Origin of the sequence: Lysobacter panacisoli, from assembly GCF_009765165.1 — a bacterium.
Taxonomy (GTDB): domain Bacteria; phylum Pseudomonadota; class Gammaproteobacteria; order Xanthomonadales; family Xanthomonadaceae; genus Lysobacter_J; species Lysobacter_J panacisoli.
Window position 1 is genome coordinate 1,450,260 of the sequence record NZ_VLNU01000001.1, and the last position, 26,071, is coordinate 1,476,330.

A 26,071-nucleotide genomic window follows, 5' to 3' on the forward strand; every position below is an offset into this window, starting at 1 on the left:
GTGTCGCCCGCCACGTTTAAAAACTTCTTAAAGACGGGCGCTCAGCCTGTGTCCACGGTGGCGTGTCCTCGTCGACGCCATCGTACCGGCGACTCCCCCACGGCGCCGGCCCGCTGCGGCGGTCCGGCGCTTCCTTCGTCCCGCGGTGAATCCATGAACGCCAACCCGCTCGCCCTGCGCATCTCGCCGGTCGCCCCGTTCCCGACGGTGGCCGCGGTGACCCGCGCCGATGCCGACCTGCTGCTGCAGTTGTGCCGAGAACAGGCCGCACTCGACGGCCGCGGCACGCCGTCGCGGAGCCTGCTCGAGTTCCACGAAGCCCTGTTCGAGCCGCCGCTGCGCGCGTGGGCATGGCTCGGCCATATCGACGGCGAACTGGCCGGCTATGCGGCCGCGACGGTGGGCTTTTCGTGGCCCGACCAGGGTTACCGCTTCCAGCTCGATGCGCTGTACGTGCGTGCGCCGTGGCGCGAATGCGGCGTCGAACGGGCGCTGTTCGGCGAAGTCCGCGCGATGGCGCAGCGACTGGGCTGCGTCCAGCTGCAATGGAACGCGGGTGCCCTGGACGCAGCGGCCCATCGCTTCGATCGCGACGCGCACGCGACCGACTGCGTCCGCTACACGCTCCCGCTGCCGGCGAAGGCCGGCTGAATCCATGTCGCGCCGCCTCCTGGTTCCCACCCTGATGACTACCGGTTTGCTCGCTGCCTGCAGCACGTCGCCCTACGAACAGTCGCCGCAGTTCCGCGACGGCGGTTTCCGCAACGCGGTCGCGCCCAAGCAGGCGGGCTGGAAGGAATTGCCGCGCATGCTGTGGCGGTTCGCCTTCGACAAACCCGACGACGCTTCGCCGGATGCCGCCGTGCCCGTGCAGTCGCTCACGCGCGCGCAACTGCTCGCCGCGCCGGATGGAACGCTGTTCCGGCTCGGTCATTCGACCGTGCTGTTCAAGCTCGCGGGCGGCTTCTGGCTGACCGACCCGGTGTTCTCCGAACGCGCTTCGCCGGTGCAATGGGCGGGGCCGCGGCGTTTCCATGCACCACCGATCTCGCTGGACGCGCTCCCGCCGATCGAAGGCGTGATCCTCTCGCACGATCACTACGACCATCTCGACCGCGCGGCGGTACTCGCGCTCGCACGGAAGACGCGTTACTTCGTCGCACCGCTGGGCGTGGGCGACCTGCTCATCGAGTGGGGCGTGGATCCGGTGAAGGTGCACCAGTTCGACTGGTGGCAGGAAGCGCAGCTCGGCGGCCTGCGTCTGGTCGCGACGCCGGCGCAGCATTTCTCCGGACGCGCGCCGTTCGCCGACAACCCGACGCTGTGGGCGTCGTGGGTGATCGAGGCCGACGGCCTGCGCGTGTTCTTCAGCGGTGACAGCGGTTACTTCGACGGCTTCAAGGCGATCGGCGACCGCTACGGGCCGTTCGACCTGACCCTGGTGGAATGCGGCGCCTACAACGAGATGTGGAGCGGCGTGCACATGCTGCCGGAGCAGACCGTGCAGGCGCACCTGGACCTGCGTGGCCGCTGGCTTCTGCCGGTCCACAACGGGACGTTCGACCTGGCGCTGCACGGTTGGCAGGAACCGTTTACACGGGTCGGTCGCGCGGCCGAAGCGCAGGGTGTGCAGCTCACCACGCCCGGCTTCGGTGAACCGGTGGCCATCGCGAACCCGCCGTTTTCGCAGTCGTGGTGGCTGCCGAAGCCGTAGCCATCGGCGACAATGGCGGCCCCGTTCCACAGCGCGGCGCCGCCCATGACGAATACATCGCAGTCGATCTCCCTCACCCGTTACCTGATCGAGGAGCAGCGCGAAGGCCGCATCAACGCCGACCTGCGCCTGCTGATCGAGGTGGTCGCGCGCGCGTGCAAGACCATCTCCATCGCGGTCGGCAAGGGCGCGCTCGGCGGCGTGCTGGGCGATGCCGGCACCGGCAACATCCAGGGCGAGGCACAGAAGAAGCTCGACGTGCTCAGCAACGAGATCCTGCTCGAAGCCAACGCCTGGGGCGGTCATCTCGCCGGCCTGGCATCGGAGGAAATGGACACCTCGCAGCCGATCCCCGACGTCTATCCGCGCGGCAACTACCTGCTGCTGTTCGATCCCCTCGACGGTTCGTCGAACATCGACGTCAACATTTCCGTCGGCACCATCTTCTCCGTGCTGCACGCGCCCGACGGCGTGGTCCAGGCCAAGGACGAGGATTTCCTGCAGCCGGGCACGGCGCAGGTTGCGGCCGGTTACTGCACCTACGGGCCGAGCACGATGCTCGTGCTCACCGTCGGCAACGGCACCCACGCGTTCACGCTCGACCGCGAGATCGGCAGCTTCGTGCTCACCACACGCGGCATGCGCATTCCCGAGGAAACGAAGGAGTTCGCGGTCAACATGTCGAACCAGCGTTTCTGGGAGGCGCCGATGCAGCGCTACGTCGGCGACCTCCTCGCCGGCAAGGAAGGTCCGCGCGGCAAGGACTTCAACATGCGCTGGGTCGCATCGATGGTCGCCGACGTGCACCGCATCCTCACCCGCGGCGGCATCTTCAGCTATCCGCTCGACAGCAAGTGCGTCGCGAAGGGCGGCAAGCTGCGCCTGATGTACGAAGCCAATCCGATGAGCCTGCTGGTCGAACAGGCCGGTGGCGCGGCGAGCACCGGTCGGCAGCGCATGCTCGAAGTGCAGCCCGATGGCCTGCACATGCGCGTTCCGGTGTTCATGGGCTCCAAGAGCGAAGTCGAGGCCGCGGTGCGTTACCACCAGGAGCACGATCGTTTGGAGCGCGACTCGGCCGCGTGATGCCATCGCTCGCGTTTTCATGATTGAGGCGCGAGCGAACCTCCATCACGAAGGTGAATCGCGTTGGCGCGTTTCATGTACCGTGCCGCGCGCAGCCCTCCCACGTACTTCGTTCGTTTTTGACCGCTCATCGTCGGACGGCCCGTTGAATACACTGCGTAACTCCTCGCAGTGGCAGCATCGGCTGCCTCGGACACGTCGGGGTCGAAGATGCCGATCGATGGAACGCAGGAAGCGGACGTCGCGAACGTCGACGCCCGTGAGCTGATCTACGTGACCCGAGGCGGCGCCGGCCGGGTGCTGGCGCTGGGCGGTCTGCAGCAGCTCGGCTGGAACCTGCGCCGCGCACCCGACGCACGCAGCGTGCTGCGCATCCTGCAGCGCGAACCGCGTCGTCCGCACGCGGCGCTGCTCGATCTGCGCGAAGGATTCACCCAGCAGGACCTGGCCGAGTTCGGCAGCGCGCTGTCGGCCGGCAACGTGGGCTGGGTCGCGGGCATCGATGCACGCCAGCTCGACGACGCGCCGGTGCGCGACCTCATCCGCGACTACTGCTACGACTACCTCACCCTGCCGTGCCCGGAGGCCGTGTTGAACACGGTGATCGGCCACGCGCACGGCATGGCGGGTCTGGCCTGCGAACGCGGCGACGCGACCAGCGAGGCCGGTTTCGACGGAATGATCGGTGAGAGCCCGTCGATGCGCACGTTGTGCCGCACGCTGCGCAAGGCCGCGCTGACTGAAGCGCCGGTGTTCATCGCCGGCGAAACGGGCACGGGCAAGGAGCTCGCGGCGATGGCCGTGCATCGCCATTCGCGCCGACACGCGCATCCGTTCGTGGCGATCAACTGCGGCGCGATCCCGCACAGCCTGATCCAGTCGGAACTGTTCGGTTACGAGCGTGGTGCGTTCACCGGTGCGCAGCAGCGCAAGCTCGGCCGCATCGAGATGGCCAACAGCGGCACGCTGTTCCTCGACGAGATCGGCGATCTTCCGCTGGAGAGCCAGGCCTCGCTGCTGCGCTTCCTGCAGCAGGGCAGCATCGAACGCCTCGGTGGACACGAGCAGATCCCCGTCGACGTGCGCATCATCTCGGCCACACACCACGATCTCGATGTCGCCGTCGCCGAAGGACGCTTCCGCGCGGATCTCTACCATCGCCTGTGCGTTCTGCGACTTCAGCAGCCGCCGCTGCGCGAACGCGGCAGCGACATCGACCGCATCGCCGAGTACGCGCTGCAGCGCTACTCGCAGGAAGGCCACCGCACGCTCAAGGGCTTCGCACCGTGCGCGAGGCAGGCGCTGCACAGCCACACGTGGCCGGGCAATGTGCGCGAACTGATCAACCGTGTGCGCCAAGCGGTCGTGATGGCGGAGGGGCGTTTGATCACCGCCGCCGACCTGCACATCGAAAGCGCGCTCACCACGCCACCGCCGACGCTGGACGAAGTGCGCGATGCCGCCACGCGCGCGGCGATCGAACGCTCGCTGCACCGCAATCGGGGTCGGCTCGTCGATGTAGCCCGCGAGCTGGGCGTCTCTCGCGTCACGCTGTACCGGCTGATGCTGCGCCACGGCTTGCGCGCCCACGATCCGGAATCGCCGAACACCATCCACGTGGCGTGATCCGCGTCCGCTTGCATCGCGCCCCCGTCGTGCGAGGATGGGCGTCCGCCGGCCTTCCCCTTTGCGCATGAACGCAGACGCCGCCCACGGTCCCGCCGTCGTCCACGACTTCATCGAGGTCTTTCCCGACGCGCTCGATCGCGCGCAGTGCGATGCCCTCGTCGCGCGCTTCGCGGCCAGTCGCGAAGCCGTTCCGGGTCGCATCGGCGGCGGCGTGATGCCCGAGCTCAAGGACAGCCGCGATCTCACCATCACCGCCCGCGACGAATGGCGCGATGCGGATGCGATGCTCAACCAGGCGGTGTTCCGCGGGCTCATGGCGTACCTGCGCCGCTACCCGCACACGCTGATCGCACCGCTGATGCTGGAAGTTCCCGGCGCAGACGGGGCACGCCATCGACTCACGCCCGAACGCATGGCGGCGATGGACGACGCAGAACTCGCGCCGGTCGTGCAGACAGTGCTACGCCCCGGTGCGATCAACCTGCAACGCTACACCGCCGATCGCGGCGGCTATCCGTACTGGCACTGCGAGCTGTATCCGCGCGATGCGCATGCGGAAACGCTGCATCGCCATCTGCTGTGGACGATGTACCTCAACGACGGATTCGAGGAAGGCGAGACGGAATTCCTCTACCAGCAGCGCCGGATCGCACCGCGCGCGGGCAGCCTGTTGATCGCGCCGGCGGCGTTCACGCACACGCACCGCGGCAATCGTCCGAAAGGCGGGGACAAGGTGATCGCGACCAGCTGGATCCTGTTCCAGCGTGCGGAACGTCTGTTCGCGACGGAGTGAGCGCGCGTGGTCAGACGTGGCGCGGGTGGTTGAGCACCAGCCAGTACAGACCGACCTGCTTCACCGCCCACACGAACTGCTCGAAATCCACTGGTTTCTGGATGTAGCTGTTGACGCCAAGCGCATAGCTGGCCTCGACATCGAACGGTTCGGCGCTGGTGGTCAGCACCACGACCGGCAGCGTGCGCGTGGCTTCGTTGGCGCGTACCGCCTGCAGCACTTCGCGTCCGTCGACCTTGGGCAGGTTGAGGTCGAGCAGCATGATCGAAGGCAAGTCGTCGGGGTCGCGATCGCTGTGCTTGCCGCGTGCGAACAGGTAGTCCAGCGCTTCGGCACCGTCGCTTACCACCACGAGGCGATTGGCGATCTTCGCTTCGTCGAAGGCGATCCGCGTCAGCTCGACGTCGTCGGGATTGTCCTCGACCAGCAGGATTTCCTTGTGCATCAGGCGCGTTCCTCCGCCACGGCCGGTGCGGCCGGCAACTCGAGGGTGAAGGTGGAGCCGGCCTCGGGACGCGCCTGGGCGCGTACGCTGCCGCGATGGCGTTCGGCGATGCGCCGGACCATCGCCAGGCCCAGACCGTGACCTCCCCCTTGATCCGGTCCGTGCAGCCTCTGGAAAGGCTCGAACAGCTTGTGAGCATAGCGCATGTCGAAACCGATGCCCTGATCACGGATTTCGACGCGCAGCAGAGCGCCATCGCGGTGGCCGCTGACGTCGATGCGGATCGGTTCGCGCTGGCGGGAGAACTTCCATGCGTTGCCCAGCAAGTGGCTCAGCATCAGCTTGAGCAGGCGTTCGTCGCCGACCACGCGCAGGCCTGGCTGCACGCGAATCTCGGCCCGGCATTGCGGCTCGGCGTCCTGCAGTTCGGCGCCGACCCAGTCGGCCAGCAGGCTCAGGTCGACGTCGCCCGGCTTCAGTTCGGTGCGGGTGACGTAGGACAGGTCATTCAGCGCGCTCAGCAGGCTGCTCATGCGCGCGGCGGCCGAACGGATGCGCGTGAGGTAGTCGTGGTCGGTTTCGTCGAGGCGATCGCTCGCGCGATCGGCGAGCAGCGCAGAGAAGCTTTCGATCGAGCGCAACGGTGCGCGCAGGTCGTGTGCCACCGCATCGGCGAACAGCTGCAGTTGTCGATCGGAAAGATCGCGCGCGGCGTGCTCGGCGTCGGCGCGCGATTGCAGCGCGATTTCGGCGGCGTGCTGCGCGCTCACGTCGCGCAGTTGTGCGAGCAGGTACAGCGGCTCGCCCTGGTCGTCGCGCATCACCGAAACGTTGACGTTCACCCACACGGTTTCGCCGCTGCGATGCAGGTAGCGCTTCTGCGCGTCGAGCAGCGGGATCGAACCGTCGAGCAGGCCGCGCAGGTAGTTGCGGCTCAGCGTGATGTCGTCGGGATGGGTGAATGCCAGCGCCGGCAGGCCGATCACCTCGGCGGCGCTGTAGCCGAACATGCGTTCGAAGGCCGGGTTGACTTCGACCCAGCGGCCTTGCAGGTCGACGATAGCCATGCCGATGCCCGACGCATCCATCGCAAGACGGAAGCGGTCGACGCCGGTCTCCAGGCTTACGGTGTCGCTCATCGAAGACGTGACTCTTGCTCCTTTCGCTGGCGAAATTGTAGCCAAGCACGTCGTGACGGTGTGGTGCAGGGTCGGCCGCGCGGTGCCGTCCGAGCGGTACAGGAGCTTAACTGTGCGCCGCGTCGCGGTGCTGATGTTGGCCTTTGGCGGCGATCAGAACAACTCACCCTGCGGCGACGGCTTGCGCGGCGCGACGAACTGGCTGGTGTCGAGCGCCGGCGCACGACCGAAGCCAAGCCGGCGATGGGCTTTGGCGAAGCGTTGTGCGATCAGCTGCGCGAACGGCCCTTCGCCGTGCATGCGAGTGCCGAATGCACTGTCGTAGTCCTTGCCGCCGCGCATCTGCTGGATGAGGCTCATCACGTGCGCGGCGCGGTCGGGGTAATGCAGCTGCAGCCACTCGCGCCAGACCTGCTTGAGTTCGTGCGGCAGGCGCAGCAGCACATGGCCGGCCCACGTGGCGCCGTTCTCGCGTGCGGCTTCTAGGATGTGTTCGATTTCCGGGTCGTTAATCATCGGGATCACCGGCGCGACCATCACGCCCACCGGCACCCCCGCATCGGCGAGCGTGCGCATCGCCTTCAGGCGTGCGTGCGGCGCGGCGGCGCGCGGTTCCATGCGCGCGGACAGGCGGTTGTCGAGCGTGGTCACGGAGAACGCAACGCTGGCCAGGCCACGGCGCGCCATCGGCGCGATCAGGTCGATGTCGCGCAGCACGGCGGCGTTCTTGGTGAGGATGGTGAACGGATGCGAGGTGACGTCGAGCACCTCGATCACCGAGCGGGTGACGCGATAGCGGCGTTCGATGGGCTGGTAGGAATCAGTGTTGATCCCCAACGCGAACGGAATGCAGCGATAGCCCGGACGCGCGAGCTCCGCCTGCAGGCGCTCGGCGGCGTTGGTTTTGGCGAACAGGCGCGTTTCGAAGTCCAGGCCAGGCGAGAGGTCCAGGTACGCGTGCGAAGGCCGCGCGAAGCAGTACACGCAACCGTGTTCGCAACCGCGATAGGGGTTGATCGACTGGCTGTGCGAGATGTCGGGAGATTCGTTGCGGCTGATGATGCTGCGCGCGCGTTCCTCGGTGACGCGGGTCTGCGGACCGGGTGCCTCGGAGAGGTCTTCGTACACCGAACCCCAGCCGTCGTCCTCGCCGCGCGCGATCGTGACCGCATAGCGCCCGTCCACCTGCGAGGCGGCACCGCGACCTTTGATCGGAGCCTGGGCTTTGCGGGCGTCGTCCATCGGCTTTAGCCTACGCCCGGTTCGTCGCAGTCCCTGAGACGACCCGCTGAACGGACGAGGGAGTGGCGCCCGGCATGCTCGAAATCCTCAACGAGGCGTGGACCGGCCTGTTGGCCATCCCGAATCTCGCGCTGTACCTGACGCTGGGCTGGCTCGGTTACCTGGTGTGGCTGGGCCTGTGGATCGTGCTGCAGAAGCGCGAACCGGTGGCGACGCTGAGCTGGCTGATCAGCCTGGCCGCGCTGCCCTACATCGGCTTCGTGATCTACTTCTTCTTCGGGCCGCAGCGCATCAAGCGCCAGCGGCTTCGACGGGTGCGCGCGCGCGCCTCGCTGCCGCCGCCGCCGGAAGGGCTGCATCCCACACCGGAGGCGATCGAGCTGGCCCGCCTGGCGCAGGCGACAACCGGCCTGCCGCCGATCACTGCCACGCGCGCGGACCTGCTGGTCGATGGCGCGGCCAAGTACGCCGCGCTGCTGGAGGCGATCGCGAGCGCGCGCGAACACATCCATCTGGAGTACTACATCTACCTGCCCGACCGCACCGGCACCGCGCTGCGCGACGCGTTGATCGAGCGCGCGCGGGCCGGTGTGCAGGTGCGGCTGCTGCTGGACGCGGTGGGCTCCGGCAAGACCAAGCGGCGCTTCCTGCAACCACTGGTCGATGCGGGTGCGGAGGTGGCGTGGTTCCATCCGATGAAGCTGCAATGGTTCTGGAAGCGTCCGTGGCTGAACCTGCGCACGCATCGCAAGATCGTGGTGATCGACGGGCAGGTCGGCTTCACCGGCGGCATCAACATCACCGATGAGGAAGACGAACGGCTGCGCAACGACGCTTACCGCGACCTGCATCTGCGCCTGGAAGGCGACGTGGTGCGCGAGCTGCAACTGGTGTTCATCGAGGACTGGGCATACGCGACCGGACAGCCGCCGCTGAAACTGCACAATCCGGCACCGGTGCGCGGCTCGATCGCCGCACAGGTGCTGGTCTCGGGTCCGGATTCGACCTGGGAAGCGATCCATCGGCTGCACGTCGCCGCGATCCATTCCGCGCAGCGACGCGTGTGGCTGGCGACGCCGTATTTCGTGCCCGGCGAGGCGGCGCGCATGGCGCTGACCTCCGCCGCGCTTGGCGGCCTCGACGTGCGCCTGCTGGTGCCGAAGGTGTGCGACAGCCGCCTGGTGACGCTAGCGGCGCGTTCGTACTTCGATGAACTGGTCGAGGCGGGGGTGAAGATCCACGAGTACGGTCCGCGCATGCTGCACAGCAAGGCCCTGCTGTGCGACGACGAGCTGGCGATCATCGGCAGCGCGAACTTCGATCACCGCAGCTTCCGTCTGAATTTCGAGGTGTCGGTGATGTTCCGCGACAAGACGCTTGCGGCCGAGCTGGCGCAGCTGATCCAGGGCGAGTGCAGCCAGGCGCCGCGTGTCCGCCCCGACCGCGCCCAGCCGTTATGGGGAACACGTGTTCCAGAAGCGCTGGCGCGGCTGGTTTCGCCCTTGCTGTAACGTGAAAACGTGTTGTGCGTCCCGCCTGACCGGCGGTCGCTGGCAGTGGGCAATCGGCCAGTGACCGCGCGGACCCCGCGCTAAACTGCCGCCGCTTTGGCAATCATCCGAGGGTGTTCCCATGCAATGGCTCTTCCTGCTGGTGGCAATCGCTGCGCTTGCAGTGGCGTTCAAGACGACGTCCGTGCTGGTACTGGTGCTGAGCCTGCTCGTGTCCCTGGGGCTGTTCCTGGCCTGGATCATGAAGCTGCTCGCCTCGCGCGTGGACAGCCAGAGCCGCGATACCTCGATGATGCTCGACCCCGCCGAGCTGCGCCGCCTGCGCGAGCAGGCCGAGGCGCGTCGTGCCGCCACCGGCAATCCGCCGGGTCCCGCGGGCACCTGAGATCTCGCCGGGCACTGACGCGCGCCGCGCTAGTATCGGCGCGCCGGTGTCCCCACCCGGGACCTAGCGTTTCCTGATCCGCACCCGCGCCCACCGGCGACGCGGGCGTGCAGGAGATCGCCATGAAAGCTCTTGCTCTTCCGCTCGCGTCGCTGTCGCTGGTGGCGCTGGGCGTGTGTGCGCAGCCAGCCAATCCACCCGCCGCGACGCAATCCGAGCCATCGACGGGTTGCGGACGGGTCAGCGTGTTCGATGTCGCGCCGCGCACGCGCGATATGTTCCGCGCACGGCTGATAAGCATCGATGGGCAACTGCCCGGTCCTGCCGGTTCGCGCAGCTTCCGCCTGGACGCCGGATCGCACGAGCTCGAAGTGGCCGAGCTGATCGACACCAACCAGTTCGACGACGTCCAGTTGCGCCAGCGCGACCAGAAGTCCGGTGCGTACAAGAAGCTGCGACTGGACGTGGCGGCGGACACGACCTACCTTCTTGGCGCGCATCTGATCGATGCCCACCGGAACGAGATCCTCAGTGGTGCGTACTGGGAGCCGGTGATCTACAGCCAGAACAGCGAGCCGTGCCGATGATCCAGCACCGTGCCGCGACGCCGCGCAAGGGCGCCGCGTCGTGACCGTCCTCAGCGTCAACGTCAACAAGATCGCGGTCCTGCGCAATTCGCGCGGCGGCGGCGAACCCGACGTGGTGCGTGCCGCCCACGCGTGCCTGGATGCCGGCGCGCACGGCATCACGGTGCATCCGCGTCCCGATGCGCGCCACATCCGCGCCGACGACGTGCTCGCGCTTGCGGAGCTCACCCGCGCGCGTGGCGTCGAGTTCAACCTCGAAGGCAATCCGTTCGCGCCGCCGCGCCCGGGCTACCCGGGTTTCCTTGCGCTGTGCGAGCAGGCGCGACCGGCGCAGGCGACGCTCGTGCCGGACGGCGACGCGCAGCTCACCTCCGATCACGGCTTCGAGTTCGTGCGCGATGCGGCGACATTGCGGCCGCATGTCGATGCGTTGAAAGCGTTGGGTTGTCGCGTCAGCCTGTTCGCCGATGCGCACACCGAAGCCGGCCGCATGGGCATAACGCATGCGGCCGATGTCGGCGCGGATCGCGTCGAGTTGTACACGGGGCCGTACGCGGAAGGTTTCGCCAGCGGCAGCGGTACGGCGATCGCGGCGCAGTTCGCCGAAGCGGCGCGACGTGCGCGCGATGTGGGGCTCGGGGTCAATGCCGGCCACGACCTCAGCCAGGAGAACCTCGGCTTCTTCCTGCAGCACGTGCCGGGCGTACTCGAGGTGTCGATCGGACACGCGCTGATCGGCGAGGCCCTGTATCAGGGCCTCGCCACGACGGTGCGTTCGTATCTGGAAATCCTGAGCGGGCGGCGTTAAACGACCGCCAAGGCGGCTACTTCCACGCAATCTCACGCACGCCGCTGCGCTGCGCTTCGGCCAGCATCCATGCGAAGTGTTGGTAGTCGGCGTCGGCGTTGGCCGCGATCTCGACGATCGTGCGCGGATCCTTGCGGGCCAGGTCTTCCAGAGCGGAGGGCAGGTCGGTGCGCCCCATCGACACGCCATCGAGCTGGAACTGACCGGAGGCGTCGACGCTCAGCTGCACGCGCGGCGGCGGCTCGAGCGGTCGGGCTTGATCCGTCGACTGCGGGATGCGCATATCGATCTGCCCGCTCAGCACGGGCGTGGCGACCATGAAGATGATCAGCAGGACCAGCATCACGTCGACCAGCGGCGTGATGTTCATCTGCGCCATTTCGGCGTGGTGGGAACGGTGGGAGTCGTGGAACGCGGAGACGGCCATGCGCAACCTCCTTGGGGCCCCATGCCCGACTCCACGCTACGCCGGCTCCTCGCCCCGATGCAACCGGCCAAAAAAAAACGCCGCCCGGAGGCGGCGTTTTTCTCGACGGTAAGTGTCACTACATCAATCGTTCTGGACGAAACCAATCTTTTCCATATTGGCGTTCTTCGCATGCGCCAGCACCTTGGCCAGGATGCCGTAATCGGCGTCCGGGCTGGTGTCGATCTCGACCATGGGCTGGTTGGTCGGGTCACGCTGGACCTCGACTTCCATCATGTTCTGGATCGCGGTGATGGGCTGCGGAGCGTCGTTCCAGTACACCTGGCCGGAGGCGTCGATGCGCAGCCGGATCGGCGGCGGCGGTGTCTTCGTCTGCGGAGGCGGGTTAAGCGACTTCTGGGGCAGGTTGACGTCGATCGGGTACGTCAGAGGAGGCGCCGTCACCATGAAGATGATCAGCAAGACCAGCATCACGTCCACAAGGGGCGTGACGTTCATGTCCGCCATCGGACCGCCGCCGGAATTCGATGCAAATGCCATATCTGGATCTCCGGATCAGCGAGGTTCTTTGAGCGCCATGAAACCGACCTTGCGCATGCCCTGGGCCTGCGCAATCTGCACCACTTCAGACACGATGCGGTACTTGGTCGTCTTATCGCCGCGGACATTGATCGTCGGCTGCGGCACCTTCTGCGCTTCGATCGACAGACGGCTCTCGAGCAGATCCCTGGTGACCGGCTCATCGTTCCAATAGAGGTTGCCGTTGTCTTCCACCGCGATGTTGATCGGCGGAACCGGCGGAGCCGTATTGTCACGCTGGTCCAGATTGGCCTCTGGAAGATCGATCTTGACCTTATGCGACATCAAGGGCGCGGTGATCATGAAGATGATGAGCAGCACCAGCATCACGTCCACGAGGGGCGTGACGTTGATCTCGGCCATCGGGCCGCCGCTATCGCCAGTACTGAAGGCCATTACGAGACTCCAACCTACTGCAAGAGGATGTCGTTAGAACGTTCTTAGCGCTTTGCAGCCACTTCGCCGACGCGCGAGCCGGTGGCGAAGAAGTCATGCAGGTCGTGCGCGAAGGTGTCGAACTTGTTGTTCGTCACGCGGTTCAGGCGGGTGAAGAAGTTGTACGCCAGCACCGCCGGGATCGCGACGAACAGACCGATGGCGGTCATGATCAGCGCTTCACCCACCGGACCGGCAACGGCGTCGATCGAGGCCTGGCCGGTTGCGCTGATGCGGATCAGGGCGTGGTAGATGCCCCACACGGTGCCGAGCAGACCGACGAACGGAGCGGTCGAACCGACGGTGGCGAGCACGGTCAGGCCGGCTTCCAGCTTCGAGCTCTCGCGGGTCACACCCTGACGCAGGGCGCGATCGACGAACTCGGAACGGTTCAGCGACTCGACCAGGCGCGAACCTTCATGGCGCTGGTGGTGGGCAGCCGCCTGGGCGGCGTCGAGGGCGATCTTCGAGAACGGCTCGTAGCGGCCCTGCTCTTCCATGAAGCGAATCGCGTCCTGCGCGTTCGGGGTTTCCCAGAAGGTGCTGACGACGCGGTCCGAACTGGCGCGCAGGCGCAGGTTCTTCACGAAGTTCACCACGATCCAGTAGATCGACAGCACCGACATGATGGCCAGGGTAATGAAGACAACCCAGCCTACGAAGTCGAAGTTCTGCAACAGATGCGCAAAGCTCATCTGCTGAAGTGCCTGGGCGTTGGAGCCTCCAGCAGTCGCAGCGGTGGTGGTTTCCTGCAGCATGACGCTTACCTTTGAAATGTCGTGGAAAAGGGTGGGGTTACGGATTGCTTGCTACTGATCCCGTGACCCCGATCAGGTCGGCGGGACGAAATCGACCGGGACGCGGACGCGGCTGGTCACACCAACGCCGTTCTGCATTTCCGGGTTGAACTTCCACTTCCGGGCGGCATCCATTGCGGCGCGGTCGAGGTTGCGGTTACGGCTCGACTTCTCGACCGAGACGTCCAACACGTTGCCCGAGCCGTCGATGGTAATGATCAGCACGACCGTACCACCAACGCCCTGGCGGGCTTCGGTCGGCGGGTACTTCGGCGGATTCAGGCGCTTCGACGAGGGGTCGACGCTCGAACCGATCGTCGTCGCCGGGGCAGGCGGAGACGGCGGGCTCGGCGGCGGCGCGGCCACGTCGACCGGGCTCGGGTCGTCGACCAGCACCGGCGGCTCATCCGGCGGCGGCGGCAACGGCGTCGGCTGCGGCGGAGTCAGCTTCGGCGGCGGCTTCAGCTCCTTCGGCGGTTCCGGCGGCGGCGGCGGCGGCGGCGGGGGCGGCGGCGGCGGCTTGATGAGGTTCACGAACGTGACTTCTTCTTCCTGCTGCTGCTGGGCCGGAGGGGCCATAGGAGCGAGAAGGAGGAGCAGAGCCGCGACATGGAAGGCGATCGCGATCGTGATACCGGCGATACGCGCCCAGTTCAGACCATCGCGGTCGTCGTCATTTCTTGCGTGGATTTCGAGGTCTTGCGTCATGCGCCGTAGCTCGGGAAGTAATTCCGGACGCCAGGGCGCCTCGGGCCGTCAGATACGATTCCCGCAGCTCGTTCGAGTCGCGGGAACCTCCTAGCATATACCAAATTACCCACTTGAGACCAAGTGAGATTGGTCTGATTCGCTTGCCTTTTTTACTTCGCCGGCAGAGCGATGATCTTCTTGGCGTCGTCGGGCTTCTTCACGCCCTTCGCGATCGCCTGCTTGGCGGCTTCCTTGGCCTCGGGGATGCGGTCTTCCTGCCACAGAACACGAGCGAGGTTCAGGTACGCCTCGCCATCGGGAGCCAGCGGTGCGGCCTTCTTGTACGCGTCGATGGCCGGAGCGGCCTGGTCCGAGAAGTAATACGCCTGGGCCAGGGCCAGATAGGTCTGGTAGTCGGGCTTCACGATGCCCTTCTGCAGGCCGTCGTTGATGACACCGATGGCCTCCTTCTCCTTGCCGTCCATGTTCAGGTAGGTGGCGTAGAGCTGGCGGTATTCCTTCTCGTCGGTCAGCTGGCCGCTGGCGCGGAGCTTCTCGAGGACGGCGGCAGACTTGTCCAGCATGTCGCTCTGCTGGTAGACGGCGGCCAGGTTCATCTGGGCGCGCTTGTCGCTCGGGCTCTTGGCCGCGACGGCTTCGGCGAGCTTGGCGGCCTCGGCGGCGTTGCCGGACTCGGCGTAGGTGGCCATCAGCAGCTGCTGCCACTCGGGCTTCGGGTTCGGCGAGGCATCGATGGCCTGCTTCAGCACGGTCGCCGCTTCCGGGAAGCGCTCCAGGCGGTACAGCGCGTTGCCCTTGACGACCAGCTGCTCGGGCTTGGTGCTCTTGGTCTCGGCGAAGAAGCGGTCGAGCGTCTTCAGCGATTCGTTGTACTGCTCGTCCTGCAGCTGCAGCTGGGCGAGCGTGTACATCGCGGTGTAGTGGCCGTTGTTGTCCAGCGCGTCGAGATCGACCGCCTGCTGCAGGTACTTCTTGGCGGCCGCGCTGTCGTCCGCGTCGTACGCGATCTGTGCGGCCATCTGCGCAGCGAACGCGCGGTCGTAAGCGTTGAACGCCGTGTTGGCGACGATCTGGTCGGCGGCGGCGCGCGCCTCCGGAGCCTTCTCGTCGTCGTACAGCTTCATCATCTTCTGCAGCGCCGCGCCGCCCTTGGAGGACGCCTTCGCTTCCGGCGACGTGCGGGTGGCCTGCGGATACTGGTCCTCGACCTTGGCGGCACCGCCCCGTCCTTCGCTCTGGCGCGAAGCACGGCGCTCCTCGGCGCGCTGGTGGGCGTTCTGCGCGCTCACCTGGCTGACCGCGCCGAACACCAGGACGGCGCCGACGGCGGCGGCCAGGATGCTGCGCTTGCGGAGGGGGGAGTTGTTCATCAAGCACCTCAAATCTGCGGCCGCGCCGGAGCGGGGCGGAACGATGGCACGGGCCAAGGGGGCGTCACGCTATCAGAAACGCACCGGCCAGTGATACGGGGTTCTGTGTCGGTATTCCGGGTTCTTCAACCGCACTTGGGCGTATGGCCGCTGGCACGAGCCTGCTCGTAGGTCGGCATCAAGCTATCGGCACGCGCACCCAGTTCCTTGATACGTGACTGGGGATCCGGGTGGGTCGAGAGCCACTGCGGTGGCCGGCTGCCGCCGGCGCCGATCATGTTCTGCCACAGGTTCACGGCCTGGCGCGGGTCGAAACCGGCCTTGGCGGCGAGCTGCTGGCCGACCACATCGGCCTCGGTTTCCTGCGTGCGCGAGTTGGGCAGCAGGTAGAAGGTCTGCGCGGCGGCACCGCCGAGCTGGCCCGCGGCGTTGCCGACGTTCGAGCCATAGGCGCCGCCGAGGATGGCACTGCCGATGCCCAGAAGCGTCGAGGTGCCCTGCTGCTTGGTGATGCGCTCGTCGTGGTGCCGCGAAACGACGTGGCCGATCTCGTGGCCGATGACGGCGGCGAGCTGGTCCTGGTTCTTGGCGACGGTGAAGATGCCGGTGTTCACGCCGACCTTGCCGCCAGGCAGTGCAAAGGCGTTGGGCGAATCGTCGACGAACAGCGCGACGTCCCACTGCGTCTGCCAGCCGGCGGGAAGCTCGCGGGTGATGTCGTCGACCACGCAGCGCACGTAGGCGTTCTGGCGGGCGTCGGTGCTGACCTTCTGCTTGGCCTTGGCGTCAGCGAAGGCCTGTGCGCCGAGCTGGTCGAGCTGTGCCTGCGACACGGCGCCGACGTACTGCGTCCGGCCAGTGGGCGATTGGGTGGTGGCGCAGGCGGTCACCAGGCAAGCGGTGACGGCCGCAACAAGCAATGCACGCTTCATCGTCGAAAACCCCCGGGACAGGTGGCTGACTGCGTTGTAGCCTTCGTCGGATTAACACATCGTCAATGGCGGCCCCGGCGCCGCGAGGCCGCCTGGGGCGGCCCGCGGTGCAGGTGCGGCGCGACGATCACACGTCGAGGTTGGCGACCTTGAGCGCGTTGTCCTCGATGAACACCCGGCGCGGTTCGACCACGTCGCCCATCAGGGTGCTGAAGATCTGGTCGGCGGCGACCGCGTCCTCGATACGCACCTGCAGCAGGCGGCGGGTTTCCGGGTTGACGGTGGTTTCCCACAGCTGCTCGGGGTTCATTTCGCCCAGGCCCTTGAAGCGCTGGATCTGGCGGCCCTTCTTGGCCTCATCGAGCAGCCAGGCCTGCGCCTGGGCGAAGCTCGCGATCGCCTGCGCGCGATTGCCGCGCACGATCTGCGCGCCTTCGCGCACCAGACCGTGCAGCTGCGAAGCCGCTTCGCGCACCGAGCGCAACTCGCCGCCTTCGAACACGGTCAGCGGCAGCACCTGGGTGAGTTCCTCGCCCATGTGCAGGCGCTTGACCAGCAACGCCGGCTGGCGCGATTCGCCGCCTTCGTGCAGTTCGAGCTTGTAGCGGGGCTTGCCGAGGCCGCCACGGTTGAGGCGCGCTTCGAGCGCATCGAACTCGCGACGCAGTGCGGCGTGATCGGCGAGCGCGGCGGCATCGAGCGGGATCGAATCGATCAGCGCTTCGATCACGTTCGGATCGTAGCGGTGCGCGTTGCGCTGGATCGCTTCGCGCGCGCCGGCATAGGCCAGCAGCAGCTTTTCGAGCGAGGCGCCTTCGATCGCCGGTTCGTTCGCGGCCGGCACCAGCGATGCGCCTTCCACGGCGTTGCTCGCCAGGTAGGCGTCGAGCGCCGCATCGTCCTTGAGGTAGAGCTCGTTCTTGCCCTGCTTGATCTTGTACAGCGGCGGCAGGCCGATGTAGACGTGGCCGCGCTCGATCAACTCCGGCATCTGCCGATAGAAGAACGTCAGCAGCAGCGTGCGGATATGGCTGCCGTCCACGTCCGCGTCGGTCATCAGGATGATGCGGTGGTAGCGCAGCTTGTCCGGGTTGTACTCGTCCTTGCCGATGCCGGTGCCGAGCGCGGTGATCAGCGTGCCGACTTCGGCGCTGCCGAGCATGCGGTCGAAACGCGCGCGCTCGACGTTGAGGATCTTGCCCTTGAGCGGAAGGATCGCCTGCGTCTTGCGGTTGCGGCCCTGCTTGGCCGAGCCGCCTGCGGAGTCACCCTCGACGATGAACAGTTCCGACAGCGCCGGATCCTTCTCCTGGCAGTCGGCCAGCTTGCCGGGCAGGCCGGCGATGTCGAGCGCACCCTTGCGGCGGGTCAGGTCGCGCGCCTTGCGCGCGGCTTCGCGGGCGCGGGCGGCGTCGACGATCTTGCCGGCGATGGCACGGGCCTCGTTGGGGTGTTCCTGCAGGAACTCCTCCAAACGTGCGCCGAACGTGCTCTCAACGACCGGGCGAACCTCGGAACTGACCAGCTTCTCCTTGGTCTGCGACGAGAAGCTGGGGTCGGGCACCTTCACCGACAGCACCGCGATCATGCCTTCGCGCATGTCGTCGCCAGACAGCGTGATCTTGGCCTGCTTGGCGATGCCGTTCTGTTCGATGTAGTTCGACAGCGTGCGCGTGAGCGCGGCACGGAAGCCGATGAGGTGCGTGCCGCCGTCCTTCTGCGGGATGTTGTTGGTGAAGCAGAACATCGTTTCCTGGTAGGCGTCGGTCCACTGCAGGGCGACGTCCACCGTGATGCCGTTCATTTCGCCCGACACCGAGATCACGTTCGGGTGCAGCGGGTTCTTGAGCTGCGCCAGGTGCTCGACGAACGAGGCGATGCCGCCCGCGTACTGGAAGACATCGCGCTTGCCTTCGCCGCGCTCGTCGATCAGCGTGATCTTGACGCCGGAATTCAGGAACGACAGTTCGCGCAGGCGGCGCGCCAGGATGTCGTAGTGGAATTCGATGTCGGTGAAGATCTCGCGCGCCGGCAGGAAGCGCAGCGTGGTGCCGCGACGCGTGGAGGCTTCGAGCTGCTTGAGCGGATAGACCGGCTCGCCTAGCGCGTATTCCTGCTGGTGGTGGTGGCCATCGCGCCAGATATCCAGCCACAGCTTCTCGGACAGCGCGTTGACCACGGACACGCCCACGCCGTGCAGGCCGCCGGAAACCTTGTAGCTGTTGTCGTCGAACTTACCGCCGGCGTGCAGCACGGTGAGGATCACCTCGGCCGCGGAAACGCCTTCTTCCTTGTGGATGTCGACCGGGATGCCGCGGCCGTTGTCCGACACCGAGCAGGAACCATCGACGTGCAGGGTGACGGTGACTTCGTCCGCATGACCGGCGAGGGCTTCGTCGATCGAGTTGTCGACGACCTCGAACACCATGTGGTGCAGGCCGGTACCGTCGTGCACGTCGCCGATGTACATACCCGGTCGCTTGCGCACGGCTTCCAGACCACGCAGCACCGTGATCTTGCTGGAGTCGTAGGTCTGGGAGACAGGGGGCGTGGCGATCGGGTCTTGCGGGGTTTCGTGCTCGGTATGGGTCATGCGGCAACAGGCTCCGTCGACACGGATCGCGGCGGGGCCGGGCGCGTCGAGACACATTAGCTATATGGATTGGGAGTATAGCAGCCGTACCCCAAAGGCTGGTTGACTCGCCGTTTCGGGCGGGCTAAGGGACCGGTGCTCCGTGCGAGCGCGAGATCGCGCCATGTTCCACGTGGAACCACTCGAAAGGCATCATTGAGGGCATGCCGGGAGGAACGTCTGTGCCGGTCACGAACACCTGTGCCCGGCTGGCCTGCAAACGGCCCAGTACGCGCGCCTGGTGTTGCCGGTCGAGTTCCGAAGCCAGATCGTCGAGCGCCACGACTGGCCATTCGCCGTGGACCGCGTCGTGGTGCTCCGCCTGCGCCAACAACGTGGAAAGGGCTGTCAGCTTGGCCTGCCCACGCGACAGGGCCTCACGGCCGGGAAGATTGCCGTAGGCGATGCGCCAGTCGGCCCTGTGCGGACCGACCGTGGTGTAGCCGGCGGAGAGGTCGCGTTCGCGGGCGACAAGGAGCGCGTCGGCCAACGGCATGTCCTCGCGACGCCAGCCGGGCTGGTATTCCATGCGGCTGGCACCGAGCGCGGGCGCCAGCTCCGCCAGCAAGGCCGAGAATCGTGGCTGCAGGTCTTCCAGATAACGTTCACGGAATCGATCCAGGGGCTCACCAGCGTCCGCCAGCTCCCGATCCCATGAATCCAGCTGTGTATCGCGAGCGCGGGCCTTCAGGAGTGCATTGCGTTGCTTGAGTGCCCTCGCATAGCGCCGCCAGACCGGGAGGAAGCCCTGTTCCACGTGGAACAACCCCCAATCGAGGTACCGTCGCCGTGATTCACCGCCTCCCGTGATAAGGGCATGGCTTCCGGGCTCGAACGTCACCACCGCCAGGGCCGCGCAGAGGTCGCCGAGCTGGGCGACGTTCGCGCCATCGAGCCGTCCCGTCCAATCCTGCCCGGAATGCCGAAGTCCGGCCTTTCGGGCGCGGCCGGCAGTTTCCGCCGAAGAGTTCCCGTCGCCCAAGCCGACGTCTCGCGTCCCTAAGTCACGCTCGCGCCACTCAACGAACACTTCCAGCGCCGGATCACCGGCGCGGATCAGCCCATCCCGCACACGACCACGAAAGCTGCGGCCATAGGCCATCAGATGCAGGGCTTCGAGCACGGACGTCTTGCCGGCGCCGTTGTCGCCGGTGATGAGGTTAAGACCCGGGGTCGGATCCAAACGGAGTTCTTCGAACCGGCGCAGGTGGCGCAGCTCAAGACGGGTGACGTGCATTGTTCTCAGTGTACCGGGAGCCCAAAACGAAACGCCCGGCCAGAGCCGGGCGTTTGATGTTCCACGTGAAACCTGCCGGTCAGAGACGCAGCGGCATCACGACGTGGCGGCAACGGTCGTTCGCGGCCTCGCGCACCAGCGCCGAGGAGTTGGCGTCGCGCAGCGCGATCACCACGTGCTCGTCGCGCAGGGCGGTGAGGGCGTCCAGCAGGTAGTTGACGTTGAAACCCACCGCCAGATCGTCGACGCGGGTCTCGGCCTCGACTTCTTCCTGCGCTTCTTCCTGTTCCGGGTTGTGCGCGCTGATCTTCAGCTGGCCCGGCGAGACTTCCAGGCGAACGCCACGGTACTTCTCGTTCGACAGGATCGCGGCGCGCTGCAGCGAGGCGCGCAGCACTTCGCGGTCGATCCGCACTTCGCGGTCCGCGCCGATCGGGATCACTGCTTCGTAGTCCGGAAAGCGCCCGTCGATCAGCTTGCTGGTGAAGGTGACATCGTCGCGCTTCACGCGCAGGTGGCCACGACCCATCTCCAGCTCCAGCTCACGCTCGCCGCCTTCCAGCAGGCGCTGCAGTTCCTGCACGCCCTTGCGCGGCACGATGATCTGGCGCTTGGTCTGGGCACCGTTCTCCAGCGGCGATTCGCACAGCGCCAGGCGGTGGCCGTCGGTGGCCACGCAACGCAGGCTGGCCTCGCGCAGGTCGAACAGCAGTCCGTTGAGGTAGTAGCGAACGTCCTGCTGCGCCATCGCGAACGCCGTGCGCTCGATCAGTTCCTTCAGCGCAGCTTCGCCAACGCGTACGCGCTCGGTCGCTTCGACTTCGTCGATCGAGGGGAAGTCGTTGGCCGGCAGGCTCGCAAGGGTGAAGCGCGAACGTCCCGCCTGCACCGTGATCTTCTCCGCCGACTGCGACACCGTCACCTTGCTGCCGTCGGGCAGGGCGCGAACGATCTCGAACAGCTTGCGTGCCGGGATCGTGGTTTCGCCATCCTGCGCGTCATCGACGAGCACGCGCGAGACCATCTCCACTTCCAGATCGGTACCGGTCAGCGAGAGCTGCCCGTCCTGCACCTGGACCAGCAGGTTGGCCAGGACCGGCAAGGTCTGGCGGCGCTCGACGACGTTGACGACCTGGGCGAGCGGCTTGAGAAAGACTTCGCGTTGAAGGCTGAAACGCATGCGGACCCCGTCCCCTTGCCATTACTAAGATGTGGAATAAATCAAAAGCATGGTGGTGATGGTGTCGCCGAAAATCCGGGAAAACCATCTCAAGCTTTTGATTCTGAAGATTTTTATTACTGGTGAAACTTCGGTAGAACCGACCGGGCAACCAGCGGACAAACTGTGGACAACTTTACCTCACCGCGCGGGCGGCAAAAGTGTCCACAACTTGTGCCCGCACGATACACGGGTTGCCCGATCTTCCTGAGGATAAGTATGTCGCGGCCCGCGCGATTGCGCTGCGACCCGCGCATCGGCCTTACTCGCTGAGCTTGCGGATCAGCTTGTCCCAGTCCTCGCGCAGCTTGCCGTCGGTTTCCATCAGCGTGCGGATCTGCCGGCAGGCGTGCAGCACGGTCGTGTGGTCGCGGCCGGCGAACGCGTCGCCGATCTCCGGCAGGCTGTGTTCGGTCAGTTCCTTGGCCAGCGCCATCGCCATCTGGCGCGGACGCGCCAGCGAGCGCGTGCGGCGCTTGGACAGCAGGTCCTTGATCTGCAGGCCGTAGTAGTCGCCCACGACCTTCTGGATGTTCGGGATGCCGATCGCCTGCTGCTGCGCGCGCAGCAGGTCGCGCAGGGTTTCCTGGGCGAACTCGACCGTGATCGCGCGGCCGGTGAAGTTGGCGCGAGCGGCGAGCGTGTTGAGCGCGCCTTCCAGGTCGCGCACGTTGCTGCGCATCTTCTTGGCAAGCAGGAACGCGACTTCCTCGGGGATGTTCGCGCCGCGCTCGCGCGCCTTGGACAGCACGATCTGCGCGCGCGTCTCGAAGTCCGGTGGCTCGATCGCCACGCTCAGGCCCCAGGCCAGGCGCGACTTCAGGCGCGGTTCCAGGCCTTCGACTTCGCGCGGGTAGCGGTCGCAGGTCAGGATGATCTGCTGCCTGCCGTCGAACAGCGCGTTGAAGGTGTGGAAGAACTCCTCCTGCGTGCGGTCCTTGCCGGCGAAGAACTGGATGTCGTCGATCAGCAGCGCGTCGACCTGCTGGAACTGACGCTTGAACGCGTCCATCGTCTTGTCCTGCAGCGCCTTCATCATGGCGCTGAAGAACTGCTCGCTGCGCAGGTACAGCACGCGCATGTTCGGATTGGCATCGCGCATGGCGTTGCCGGCGGCGAACATCAGGTGGGTCTTGCCCAGGCCGGTGCCGCCGTACAGCAGCAGCGGGTTGTGCGCACGGTCTCCGGGCTTCTGCGCGGCCTGCCAAGCGGCGGCGCGACCGAGCTGGTTGCTGCGGCCTTCGACGAAGTTCTCGAAGTTGTAGTGGTTGTCGAGGTGGCCGTTGAACGGCTCGGTCGGCACGGAGGTGCGCGCGACGACGGGCACGAACTCCGGCTCGCGCGCCGGCATGGCGCGCGGCAGCGAACCGATCTCCAGGCTCACCTCGCCGGTGCCGGCGAAGTGCGCCAGCAGCTCGCGGATGCGGGCCAGGTAACGCTCGCGCACGTGCTCGACCACGAAGGCGTTGGGCGCGTACAGGACGGTCACGTCGTTGCGTTGCGTCGCCTGCAGGGGCTTGAGCCAGGTATGGACATCCTCGGCCGGCAGTTCGGCTTCAAGGCGTTCGAGGCAGCGGGGCCAGGCATCCATCTGTCGGGGATCTTCTTCTCTGAGCAGCCGTCGCGTGGGCGCGCCGGCAAAAACCTTGGCGAAAAGCGTCCCGCCGCGCGATGCGGCCATCGCGGCGAACGGTTCGGGGGGTGGCGGCCAGACTATCACCGCGGCCGGGCTCGGAACAGGACTTGTCCACAGGGCGGTGAACAAGGTAGTCCACAGGCAAGGCCGGCCTCGCCGGCCTTGCCCCCAAAGTTCGCACGCGAACTTTGGGCCCCGTGTTCGTGCCTGCCAAACCCCATTCGCGCTGCGCGCGAATCGCCCCCTGACTCAGGGGGCTAGTTGGCCGCGACTGACGCGTGCGTCGCTTGATGCGGGGGTTCGCGGCGACCATGATGGCGGTCATCAGGCGAGGCGTTCAGTGCCCGCAACTTCCGCGCGCTGATTCCAGTTGACCTGCCCGGCAAAGTCCCGCTAGAATCCGCGGTCTTTTCCGCCGTTTACGCAGAGCCGGACCATGGCCACCAAGCGCACCTACCAGCCCAGTAACCTCAAGCGCAAGCGCGACCACGGCTTCCGTGCCCGCATGGCGACCGCCGATGGCCGCAAGATCCTTGCCCGTCGTCGCGCCAAGGGCCGCAAGCGTCTCTGCGCCTGAGCCCCGCTGCCGCTTCGCGCGGCAGCCGACCGGCCTTAGCCGGTAGCTCGTCATGACATCGGCCCGCTTCCCGCGCAGCGCGCGGGTTCGCGCGAAGCCCGATTTCGACCGAATCTTCCAGCACGGGCGGCGCGTCGCGCTGCCCGTGCTGGCGTTGCATTGGCAATCCAGTCAGGACGCTCCGCGTCTGGGCTTGGCCGTGTCACGCAAGGTCGATCCGCACGCCGTCGGTCGCAACCGCATCAAGCGCGTCCTCCGCGACACCTTCCGCCACCTGCGCGCTGAGCTCGCCGCGGGTGACTACGTCGTGGTCGCGCGTTCCCCGGCCGCGCGCGCCGACAGCGCGGAACTCGCCGCCGCCCTGCGCGGTCTGTTGCAGCGCTGCGGCGCCCTGGCGCCGGCCGCGTTGCCCCTGTCTCCCGCGACCGGCACAATGCCGGCCGCTTCCCCTTCCGTCCCCACGCCCGACTCCGGTCGCGGCTGAGCTGCCTGTCGCCCATGAACCAGACCCGTGTCTTCCTGATCTTCGCCTGGCTGATGGTGGCGACCCTGTTGTGGATGGAGTGGGGCAAGGAGAAGGCCACGCCGGCTCCTGCGCCCGAGCAGACCTCGTCGGTCGCATCCAGCAACCCGGCCGTGCCGAGTGCGTCCGGCACCAGCGTGCCGAGCGCACCGGGCATGGCCGCCGCGCCGCAGGGTGCCGCGCCCAACGCCGCCTCGCCGACCGTCACCGTCACCACCGACGTGCTGAAGGTCGTGCTCGACGGCGGTGAGCTGCGCGAAGCCGACCTGCTCAAGTACCCGACCACCGCCGACAACAGCAGCGCGCCGGTGCGCCTGTTCGCGCAGGACGGTGCCAACTACTTCGTCGCGCAGAGCGGCTGGGTCAGCGAGAAGGGTTCGCCGGCGCCGGATCGCTACGGCTTCCAGCCCGAAGGTGGCAAGAAGGACTTCGTCCTCGCCGACGGCGCGCGTTCGATCGACGTGCCGTTCGTGTGGACCGGCGCGGACGGCGTGACCATTCGCCGCACCTATACCTTCAGCCGCAGCGACTACGTGGTGAAGGTCCGCGACGAGGTGATCAACGCCGGCACGCAGCCGTGGCAGGGCTACATCTACCGCCAGCTCAGCCGCGTGCCGCGCGCGCTGGTGAAGAAGGGCCCGATGAATGCCGAGCAGTACAGCTTCCAGGGTGCTGCGTGGTACTCCAGTGTCGACAAGTACGAGCGTCGTCCGTACGACGACTTCGTCGACGGCCCGCTCGACAAGCAGGTGACCGGTGGCTGGATCGGCATGCTGCAGCACCACTTCTTCGCCAGCTGGATCCCGCAGGCCGACCAGGCCGCGCTGTTCCGCCTCGACCAGAGCAACGGTCGCTACACCATCGAGTCGCGTGGCCCAGCGTTCGACGTGCCGGCCGGCGGCAAGGCCGAGACGGCCGCGCGCCTGTGGGTCGGCCCGAAGCTGGTCAAGGCGATCGAAGCGCAGAACGTCGCGGGCCTGGACCGCGCGATCGACTTCAGCCGCTTCAGCGTGATGGCCGCCATCGCCGGCTGGCTGTTCTGGGTGCTGGAGAAGATCTACGGCCTCGTCCACAACTGGGGCTGGTCGATCGTCGGCCTGGTGCTGCTGATCAAGCTCGCGATGTATCCGCTGTCGGCCGCGCAGTACAAGTCGATGGCGAAGATGCGCAAGTTCCAGCCGCGCATCGCCCAGCTCAAGGAACGCTACGGGGACGACAAGCAGAAGTTCCAGATGGCGATGATGGAGCTGTACAAGAAGGAGAAGATCAACCCGGTCGGCGGCTGTCTGCCGATCCTGCTGCAGATGCCGGTGTTCCTGGCGCTGTACTGGATGCTCTCCGAGTCGGTCGAGCTGCGCCACGCACCGTGGATCGGCTGGATCCACGACCTGACCTCGCGCGATCCGTACTTCGTGCTGCCGATCATCAACGTCGCGGTGATGTGGTTCACCCAGAAGTTGAACCCGACCACCGGCATGGATCCCATGCAGGCCAAGATGATGCAGTTCATGCCGCTGGTGTTCGGCGTGATGTTCGCCTTCTTCCCGGCCGGCCTGGTGCTGTACTGGGTCACCAACGGTGCGCTCGGCCTGCTGCAGCAGTGGTGGATGATCAAGAAGTACAGCGAGGCTCCGGCCAAGGCGACCTGATCGCCTCC

Annotated in this window: 26 protein-coding genes; 12 read left to right on the forward strand and 14 right to left on the reverse strand. The window is 66.6% G+C overall.

All coding sequences use genetic code 11. The features are described from left to right. The first annotated feature begins 153 nt into the window (after window positions 1-153). From FOF45_RS06940 to FOF45_RS06960, 5 genes are all read left to right on the forward strand, one after another. Window positions 154-651: a GNAT family N-acetyltransferase gene (locus tag FOF45_RS06940; protein WP_158983326.1), complete on the forward strand. Its 498-nt coding sequence runs from the start codon at window positions 154-156 to the stop codon at window positions 649-651. A 4-nt stretch (window positions 652-655) separates the two neighbouring features. After that, entirely contained in the window at window positions 656-1,714 is a 1,059-nt protein-coding gene (locus tag FOF45_RS06945; protein ID WP_158983328.1) for an MBL fold metallo-hydrolase, read from the forward strand. A 45-nt stretch (window positions 1,715-1,759) separates the two neighbouring features. After that, window positions 1,760-2,800 (forward strand): class 1 fructose-bisphosphatase, encoded by a 1,041-nt coding sequence (locus FOF45_RS06950; protein ID WP_199244449.1) that lies wholly within the window; start codon window positions 1,760-1,762, stop codon window positions 2,798-2,800. A 210-nt stretch (window positions 2,801-3,010) separates the two neighbouring features. After that, complete coding sequence (locus tag FOF45_RS06955) at window positions 3,011-4,426, forward strand: sigma-54 dependent transcriptional regulator (protein WP_158983332.1); 1,416 nt, start codon at window positions 3,011-3,013, stop codon at window positions 4,424-4,426. Between the two features lie 67 nt (window positions 4,427-4,493). After that, on the forward strand, window positions 4,494-5,222 hold the full coding sequence (locus FOF45_RS06960) for a 2OG-Fe(II) oxygenase (RefSeq protein WP_158983334.1): 729 nt from the start codon (window positions 4,494-4,496) through the stop codon (window positions 5,220-5,222). A gap of 10 nt (window positions 5,223-5,232) precedes the next feature. Here FOF45_RS06960 and FOF45_RS06965 read toward each other — a convergent pair whose 3' ends face one another. From FOF45_RS06965 to FOF45_RS06975, 3 genes are all read right to left on the reverse strand, one after another. Then, window positions 5,233-5,667: a response regulator gene (locus tag FOF45_RS06965; RefSeq protein ID WP_158983336.1), complete on the reverse strand. Its 435-nt coding sequence runs from the start codon at window positions 5,665-5,667 to the stop codon at window positions 5,233-5,235. Then, window positions 5,667-6,806 carry a sensor histidine kinase gene (locus FOF45_RS06970; protein ID WP_158983337.1) on the reverse strand — a complete coding sequence of 380 codons (1,140 nt, stop codon included), beginning with the start codon at window positions 6,804-6,806 and terminating at the stop codon, window positions 5,667-5,669. The genes FOF45_RS06965 and FOF45_RS06970 overlap by 1 nt, the downstream gene beginning before the upstream one ends. 153 nt (window positions 6,807-6,959) lie before the next feature. Beyond that, window positions 6,960-8,048 (reverse strand): PA0069 family radical SAM protein, encoded by a 1,089-nt coding sequence (locus tag FOF45_RS06975; RefSeq protein WP_158983339.1) that lies wholly within the window; start codon window positions 8,046-8,048, stop codon window positions 6,960-6,962. Window positions 8,049-8,122: 74 nt separating this feature from the next. Here FOF45_RS06975 and cls point away from each other — a divergent pair, with 74 nt between their 5' ends. From cls to FOF45_RS06995, 4 genes are all read left to right on the forward strand, one after another. Further along, window positions 8,123-9,559, forward strand: coding sequence for a cardiolipin synthase (gene cls, locus FOF45_RS06980; RefSeq protein ID WP_158983341.1), 1,437 nt, complete (start codon window positions 8,123-8,125; stop codon window positions 9,557-9,559). A 121-nt stretch (window positions 9,560-9,680) separates the two neighbouring features. Beyond that, the gene (locus FOF45_RS06985; RefSeq protein ID WP_158983343.1) at window positions 9,681-9,944 is read left to right on the forward strand and encodes a hypothetical protein; all 264 of its coding nucleotides are present in this window, start codon (window positions 9,681-9,683) and stop codon (window positions 9,942-9,944) included. 122 nt (window positions 9,945-10,066) lie between these two features. Next, complete coding sequence (locus tag FOF45_RS06990; protein WP_158983345.1) at window positions 10,067-10,531, forward strand: hypothetical protein; 465 nt, start codon at window positions 10,067-10,069, stop codon at window positions 10,529-10,531. A gap of 40 nt (window positions 10,532-10,571) precedes the next feature. Further along, the gene (locus FOF45_RS06995) at window positions 10,572-11,339 is read left to right on the forward strand and encodes a pyridoxine 5'-phosphate synthase (RefSeq protein ID WP_158983347.1); all 768 of its coding nucleotides are present in this window, start codon (window positions 10,572-10,574) and stop codon (window positions 11,337-11,339) included. A gap of 16 nt (window positions 11,340-11,355) precedes the next feature. Here the strand turns inward: FOF45_RS06995 and FOF45_RS07000 are convergent, their stop codons facing one another. From FOF45_RS07000 to dnaA, 11 genes are all read right to left on the reverse strand, one after another. After that, window positions 11,356-11,766, reverse strand: coding sequence for an ExbD/TolR family protein (locus FOF45_RS07000; RefSeq protein ID WP_158983349.1), 411 nt, complete (start codon window positions 11,764-11,766; stop codon window positions 11,356-11,358). Between the two features lie 123 nt (window positions 11,767-11,889). Continuing rightward, on the reverse strand, window positions 11,890-12,306 hold the full coding sequence (locus FOF45_RS07005) for an ExbD/TolR family protein (RefSeq protein WP_158983350.1): 417 nt from the start codon (window positions 12,304-12,306) through the stop codon (window positions 11,890-11,892). Between the two features lie 15 nt (window positions 12,307-12,321). Then, window positions 12,322-12,741 (reverse strand): ExbD/TolR family protein, encoded by a 420-nt coding sequence (locus FOF45_RS07010; RefSeq protein ID WP_158983352.1) that lies wholly within the window; start codon window positions 12,739-12,741, stop codon window positions 12,322-12,324. Window positions 12,742-12,785: 44 nt separating this feature from the next. Continuing rightward, window positions 12,786-13,538, reverse strand: coding sequence for a MotA/TolQ/ExbB proton channel family protein (locus tag FOF45_RS07015; RefSeq protein ID WP_158983354.1), 753 nt, complete (start codon window positions 13,536-13,538; stop codon window positions 12,786-12,788). 72 nt (window positions 13,539-13,610) lie between these two features. Further along, entirely contained in the window at window positions 13,611-14,285 is a 675-nt protein-coding gene (locus FOF45_RS07020; RefSeq protein WP_158983356.1) for an energy transducer TonB, read from the reverse strand. A 152-nt stretch (window positions 14,286-14,437) separates the two neighbouring features. Continuing rightward, a complete protein-coding gene (locus FOF45_RS07025; RefSeq protein WP_158983357.1) occupies window positions 14,438-15,658 on the reverse strand; it encodes a tetratricopeptide repeat protein in 1,221 nt (406 codons plus the stop codon). Between the two features lie 125 nt (window positions 15,659-15,783). After that, window positions 15,784-16,590: a M48 family metallopeptidase gene (locus FOF45_RS07030; protein WP_158983359.1), complete on the reverse strand. Its 807-nt coding sequence runs from the start codon at window positions 16,588-16,590 to the stop codon at window positions 15,784-15,786. Window positions 16,591-16,717: 127 nt separating this feature from the next. Continuing rightward, complete coding sequence (gyrB, locus tag FOF45_RS07035; RefSeq protein ID WP_158983361.1) at window positions 16,718-19,183, reverse strand: DNA topoisomerase (ATP-hydrolyzing) subunit B; 2,466 nt, start codon at window positions 19,181-19,183, stop codon at window positions 16,718-16,720. A 124-nt stretch (window positions 19,184-19,307) separates the two neighbouring features. Further along, window positions 19,308-20,459 carry a DNA replication/repair protein RecF gene (gene recF / locus FOF45_RS07040; RefSeq protein ID WP_158983363.1) on the reverse strand — a complete coding sequence of 384 codons (1,152 nt, stop codon included), beginning with the start codon at window positions 20,457-20,459 and terminating at the stop codon, window positions 19,308-19,310. A gap of 79 nt (window positions 20,460-20,538) precedes the next feature. Then, entirely contained in the window at window positions 20,539-21,639 is a 1,101-nt protein-coding gene (gene dnaN / locus FOF45_RS07045; RefSeq protein ID WP_158983365.1) for a DNA polymerase III subunit beta, read from the reverse strand. A 301-nt stretch (window positions 21,640-21,940) separates the two neighbouring features. Beyond that, complete coding sequence (gene dnaA, locus FOF45_RS07050; RefSeq protein ID WP_158983367.1) at window positions 21,941-23,269, reverse strand: chromosomal replication initiator protein DnaA; 1,329 nt, start codon at window positions 23,267-23,269, stop codon at window positions 21,941-21,943. A 481-nt stretch (window positions 23,270-23,750) separates the two neighbouring features. On the opposite strand from dnaA, the gene rpmH reads away from it, so the two are divergent. Genes rpmH through yidC form a run of 3 tightly spaced genes read left to right on the forward strand, consistent with a single transcriptional unit; the run spans window position 23,751 to window position 26,063 of the window. Beyond that, the gene (gene rpmH / locus FOF45_RS07055; protein WP_031374044.1) at window positions 23,751-23,891 is read left to right on the forward strand and encodes a 50S ribosomal protein L34; all 141 of its coding nucleotides are present in this window, start codon (window positions 23,751-23,753) and stop codon (window positions 23,889-23,891) included. A 52-nt stretch (window positions 23,892-23,943) separates the two neighbouring features. Then, window positions 23,944-24,375, forward strand: a complete 432-nt coding sequence (rnpA, locus tag FOF45_RS07060; protein WP_158983369.1) for a ribonuclease P protein component — start codon at window positions 23,944-23,946, stop codon at window positions 24,373-24,375. Between the two features lie 14 nt (window positions 24,376-24,389). After that, on the forward strand, window positions 24,390-26,063 hold the full coding sequence (yidC, locus tag FOF45_RS07065) for a membrane protein insertase YidC (RefSeq protein WP_158983371.1): 1,674 nt from the start codon (window positions 24,390-24,392) through the stop codon (window positions 26,061-26,063). The last annotated feature ends 8 nt before the right edge of the window (window positions 26,064-26,071 follow it).

What these genes read in the sequence shown, in the direction of transcription:
- FOF45_RS06940 (WP_158983326.1), top strand. Translation starts at nt 154, where the DNA reads ATGAACGCCAACCCGCTCGCCCTGCGCATCTCGCCGGTCGCCCCGTTC.
- FOF45_RS06945 (WP_158983328.1), top strand. Translation starts at nt 656, where the DNA reads ATGTCGCGCCGCCTCCTGGTTCCCACCCTGATGACTACCGGTTTGCTC.
- FOF45_RS06950 (WP_199244449.1), top strand. Translation starts at nt 1,760, where the DNA reads ATGACGAATACATCGCAGTCGATCTCCCTCACCCGTTACCTGATCGAG.
- FOF45_RS06955 (WP_158983332.1), top strand. Translation starts at nt 3,011, where the DNA reads ATGCCGATCGATGGAACGCAGGAAGCGGACGTCGCGAACGTCGACGCC.
- FOF45_RS06960 (WP_158983334.1), top strand. Translation starts at nt 4,494, where the DNA reads ATGAACGCAGACGCCGCCCACGGTCCCGCCGTCGTCCACGACTTCATC.
- FOF45_RS06965 (WP_158983336.1), bottom strand. Translation starts at nt 5,667, where the DNA reads ATGCACAAGGAAATCCTGCTGGTCGAGGACAATCCCGACGACGTCGAG.
- FOF45_RS06970 (WP_158983337.1), bottom strand. Translation starts at nt 6,806, where the DNA reads ATGAGCGACACCGTAAGCCTGGAGACCGGCGTCGACCGCTTCCGTCTT.
- FOF45_RS06975 (WP_158983339.1), bottom strand. Translation starts at nt 8,048, where the DNA reads ATGGACGACGCCCGCAAAGCCCAGGCTCCGATCAAAGGTCGCGGTGCC.
- cls (WP_158983341.1), top strand. Translation starts at nt 8,123, where the DNA reads ATGCTCGAAATCCTCAACGAGGCGTGGACCGGCCTGTTGGCCATCCCG.
- FOF45_RS06985 (WP_158983343.1), top strand. Translation starts at nt 9,681, where the DNA reads ATGCAATGGCTCTTCCTGCTGGTGGCAATCGCTGCGCTTGCAGTGGCG.
- FOF45_RS06990 (WP_158983345.1), top strand. Translation starts at nt 10,067, where the DNA reads ATGAAAGCTCTTGCTCTTCCGCTCGCGTCGCTGTCGCTGGTGGCGCTG.
- FOF45_RS07000 (WP_158983349.1), bottom strand. Translation starts at nt 11,766, where the DNA reads ATGGCCGTCTCCGCGTTCCACGACTCCCACCGTTCCCACCACGCCGAA.
- FOF45_RS07005 (WP_158983350.1), bottom strand. Translation starts at nt 12,306, where the DNA reads ATGGCATTTGCATCGAATTCCGGCGGCGGTCCGATGGCGGACATGAAC.
- FOF45_RS07010 (WP_158983352.1), bottom strand. Translation starts at nt 12,741, where the DNA reads ATGGCCTTCAGTACTGGCGATAGCGGCGGCCCGATGGCCGAGATCAAC.
- FOF45_RS07015 (WP_158983354.1), bottom strand. Translation starts at nt 13,538, where the DNA reads ATGCTGCAGGAAACCACCACCGCTGCGACTGCTGGAGGCTCCAACGCC.
- FOF45_RS07020 (WP_158983356.1), bottom strand. Translation starts at nt 14,285, where the DNA reads ATGACGCAAGACCTCGAAATCCACGCAAGAAATGACGACGACCGCGAT.
- FOF45_RS07025 (WP_158983357.1), bottom strand. Translation starts at nt 15,658, where the DNA reads ATGAACAACTCCCCCCTCCGCAAGCGCAGCATCCTGGCCGCCGCCGTC.
- FOF45_RS07030 (WP_158983359.1), bottom strand. Translation starts at nt 16,590, where the DNA reads ATGAAGCGTGCATTGCTTGTTGCGGCCGTCACCGCTTGCCTGGTGACC.
- gyrB (WP_158983361.1), bottom strand. Translation starts at nt 19,183, where the DNA reads ATGACCCATACCGAGCACGAAACCCCGCAAGACCCGATCGCCACGCCC.
- recF (WP_158983363.1), bottom strand. Translation starts at nt 20,459, where the DNA reads ATGCACGTCACCCGTCTTGAGCTGCGCCACCTGCGCCGGTTCGAAGAA.
- dnaN (WP_158983365.1), bottom strand. Translation starts at nt 21,639, where the DNA reads ATGCGTTTCAGCCTTCAACGCGAAGTCTTTCTCAAGCCGCTCGCCCAG.
- dnaA (WP_158983367.1), bottom strand. Translation starts at nt 23,269, where the DNA reads ATGGATGCCTGGCCCCGCTGCCTCGAACGCCTTGAAGCCGAACTGCCG.
- rpmH (WP_031374044.1), top strand. Translation starts at nt 23,751, where the DNA reads ATGGCCACCAAGCGCACCTACCAGCCCAGTAACCTCAAGCGCAAGCGC.
- rnpA (WP_158983369.1), top strand. Translation starts at nt 23,944, where the DNA reads ATGACATCGGCCCGCTTCCCGCGCAGCGCGCGGGTTCGCGCGAAGCCC.
- yidC (WP_158983371.1), top strand. Translation starts at nt 24,390, where the DNA reads ATGAACCAGACCCGTGTCTTCCTGATCTTCGCCTGGCTGATGGTGGCG.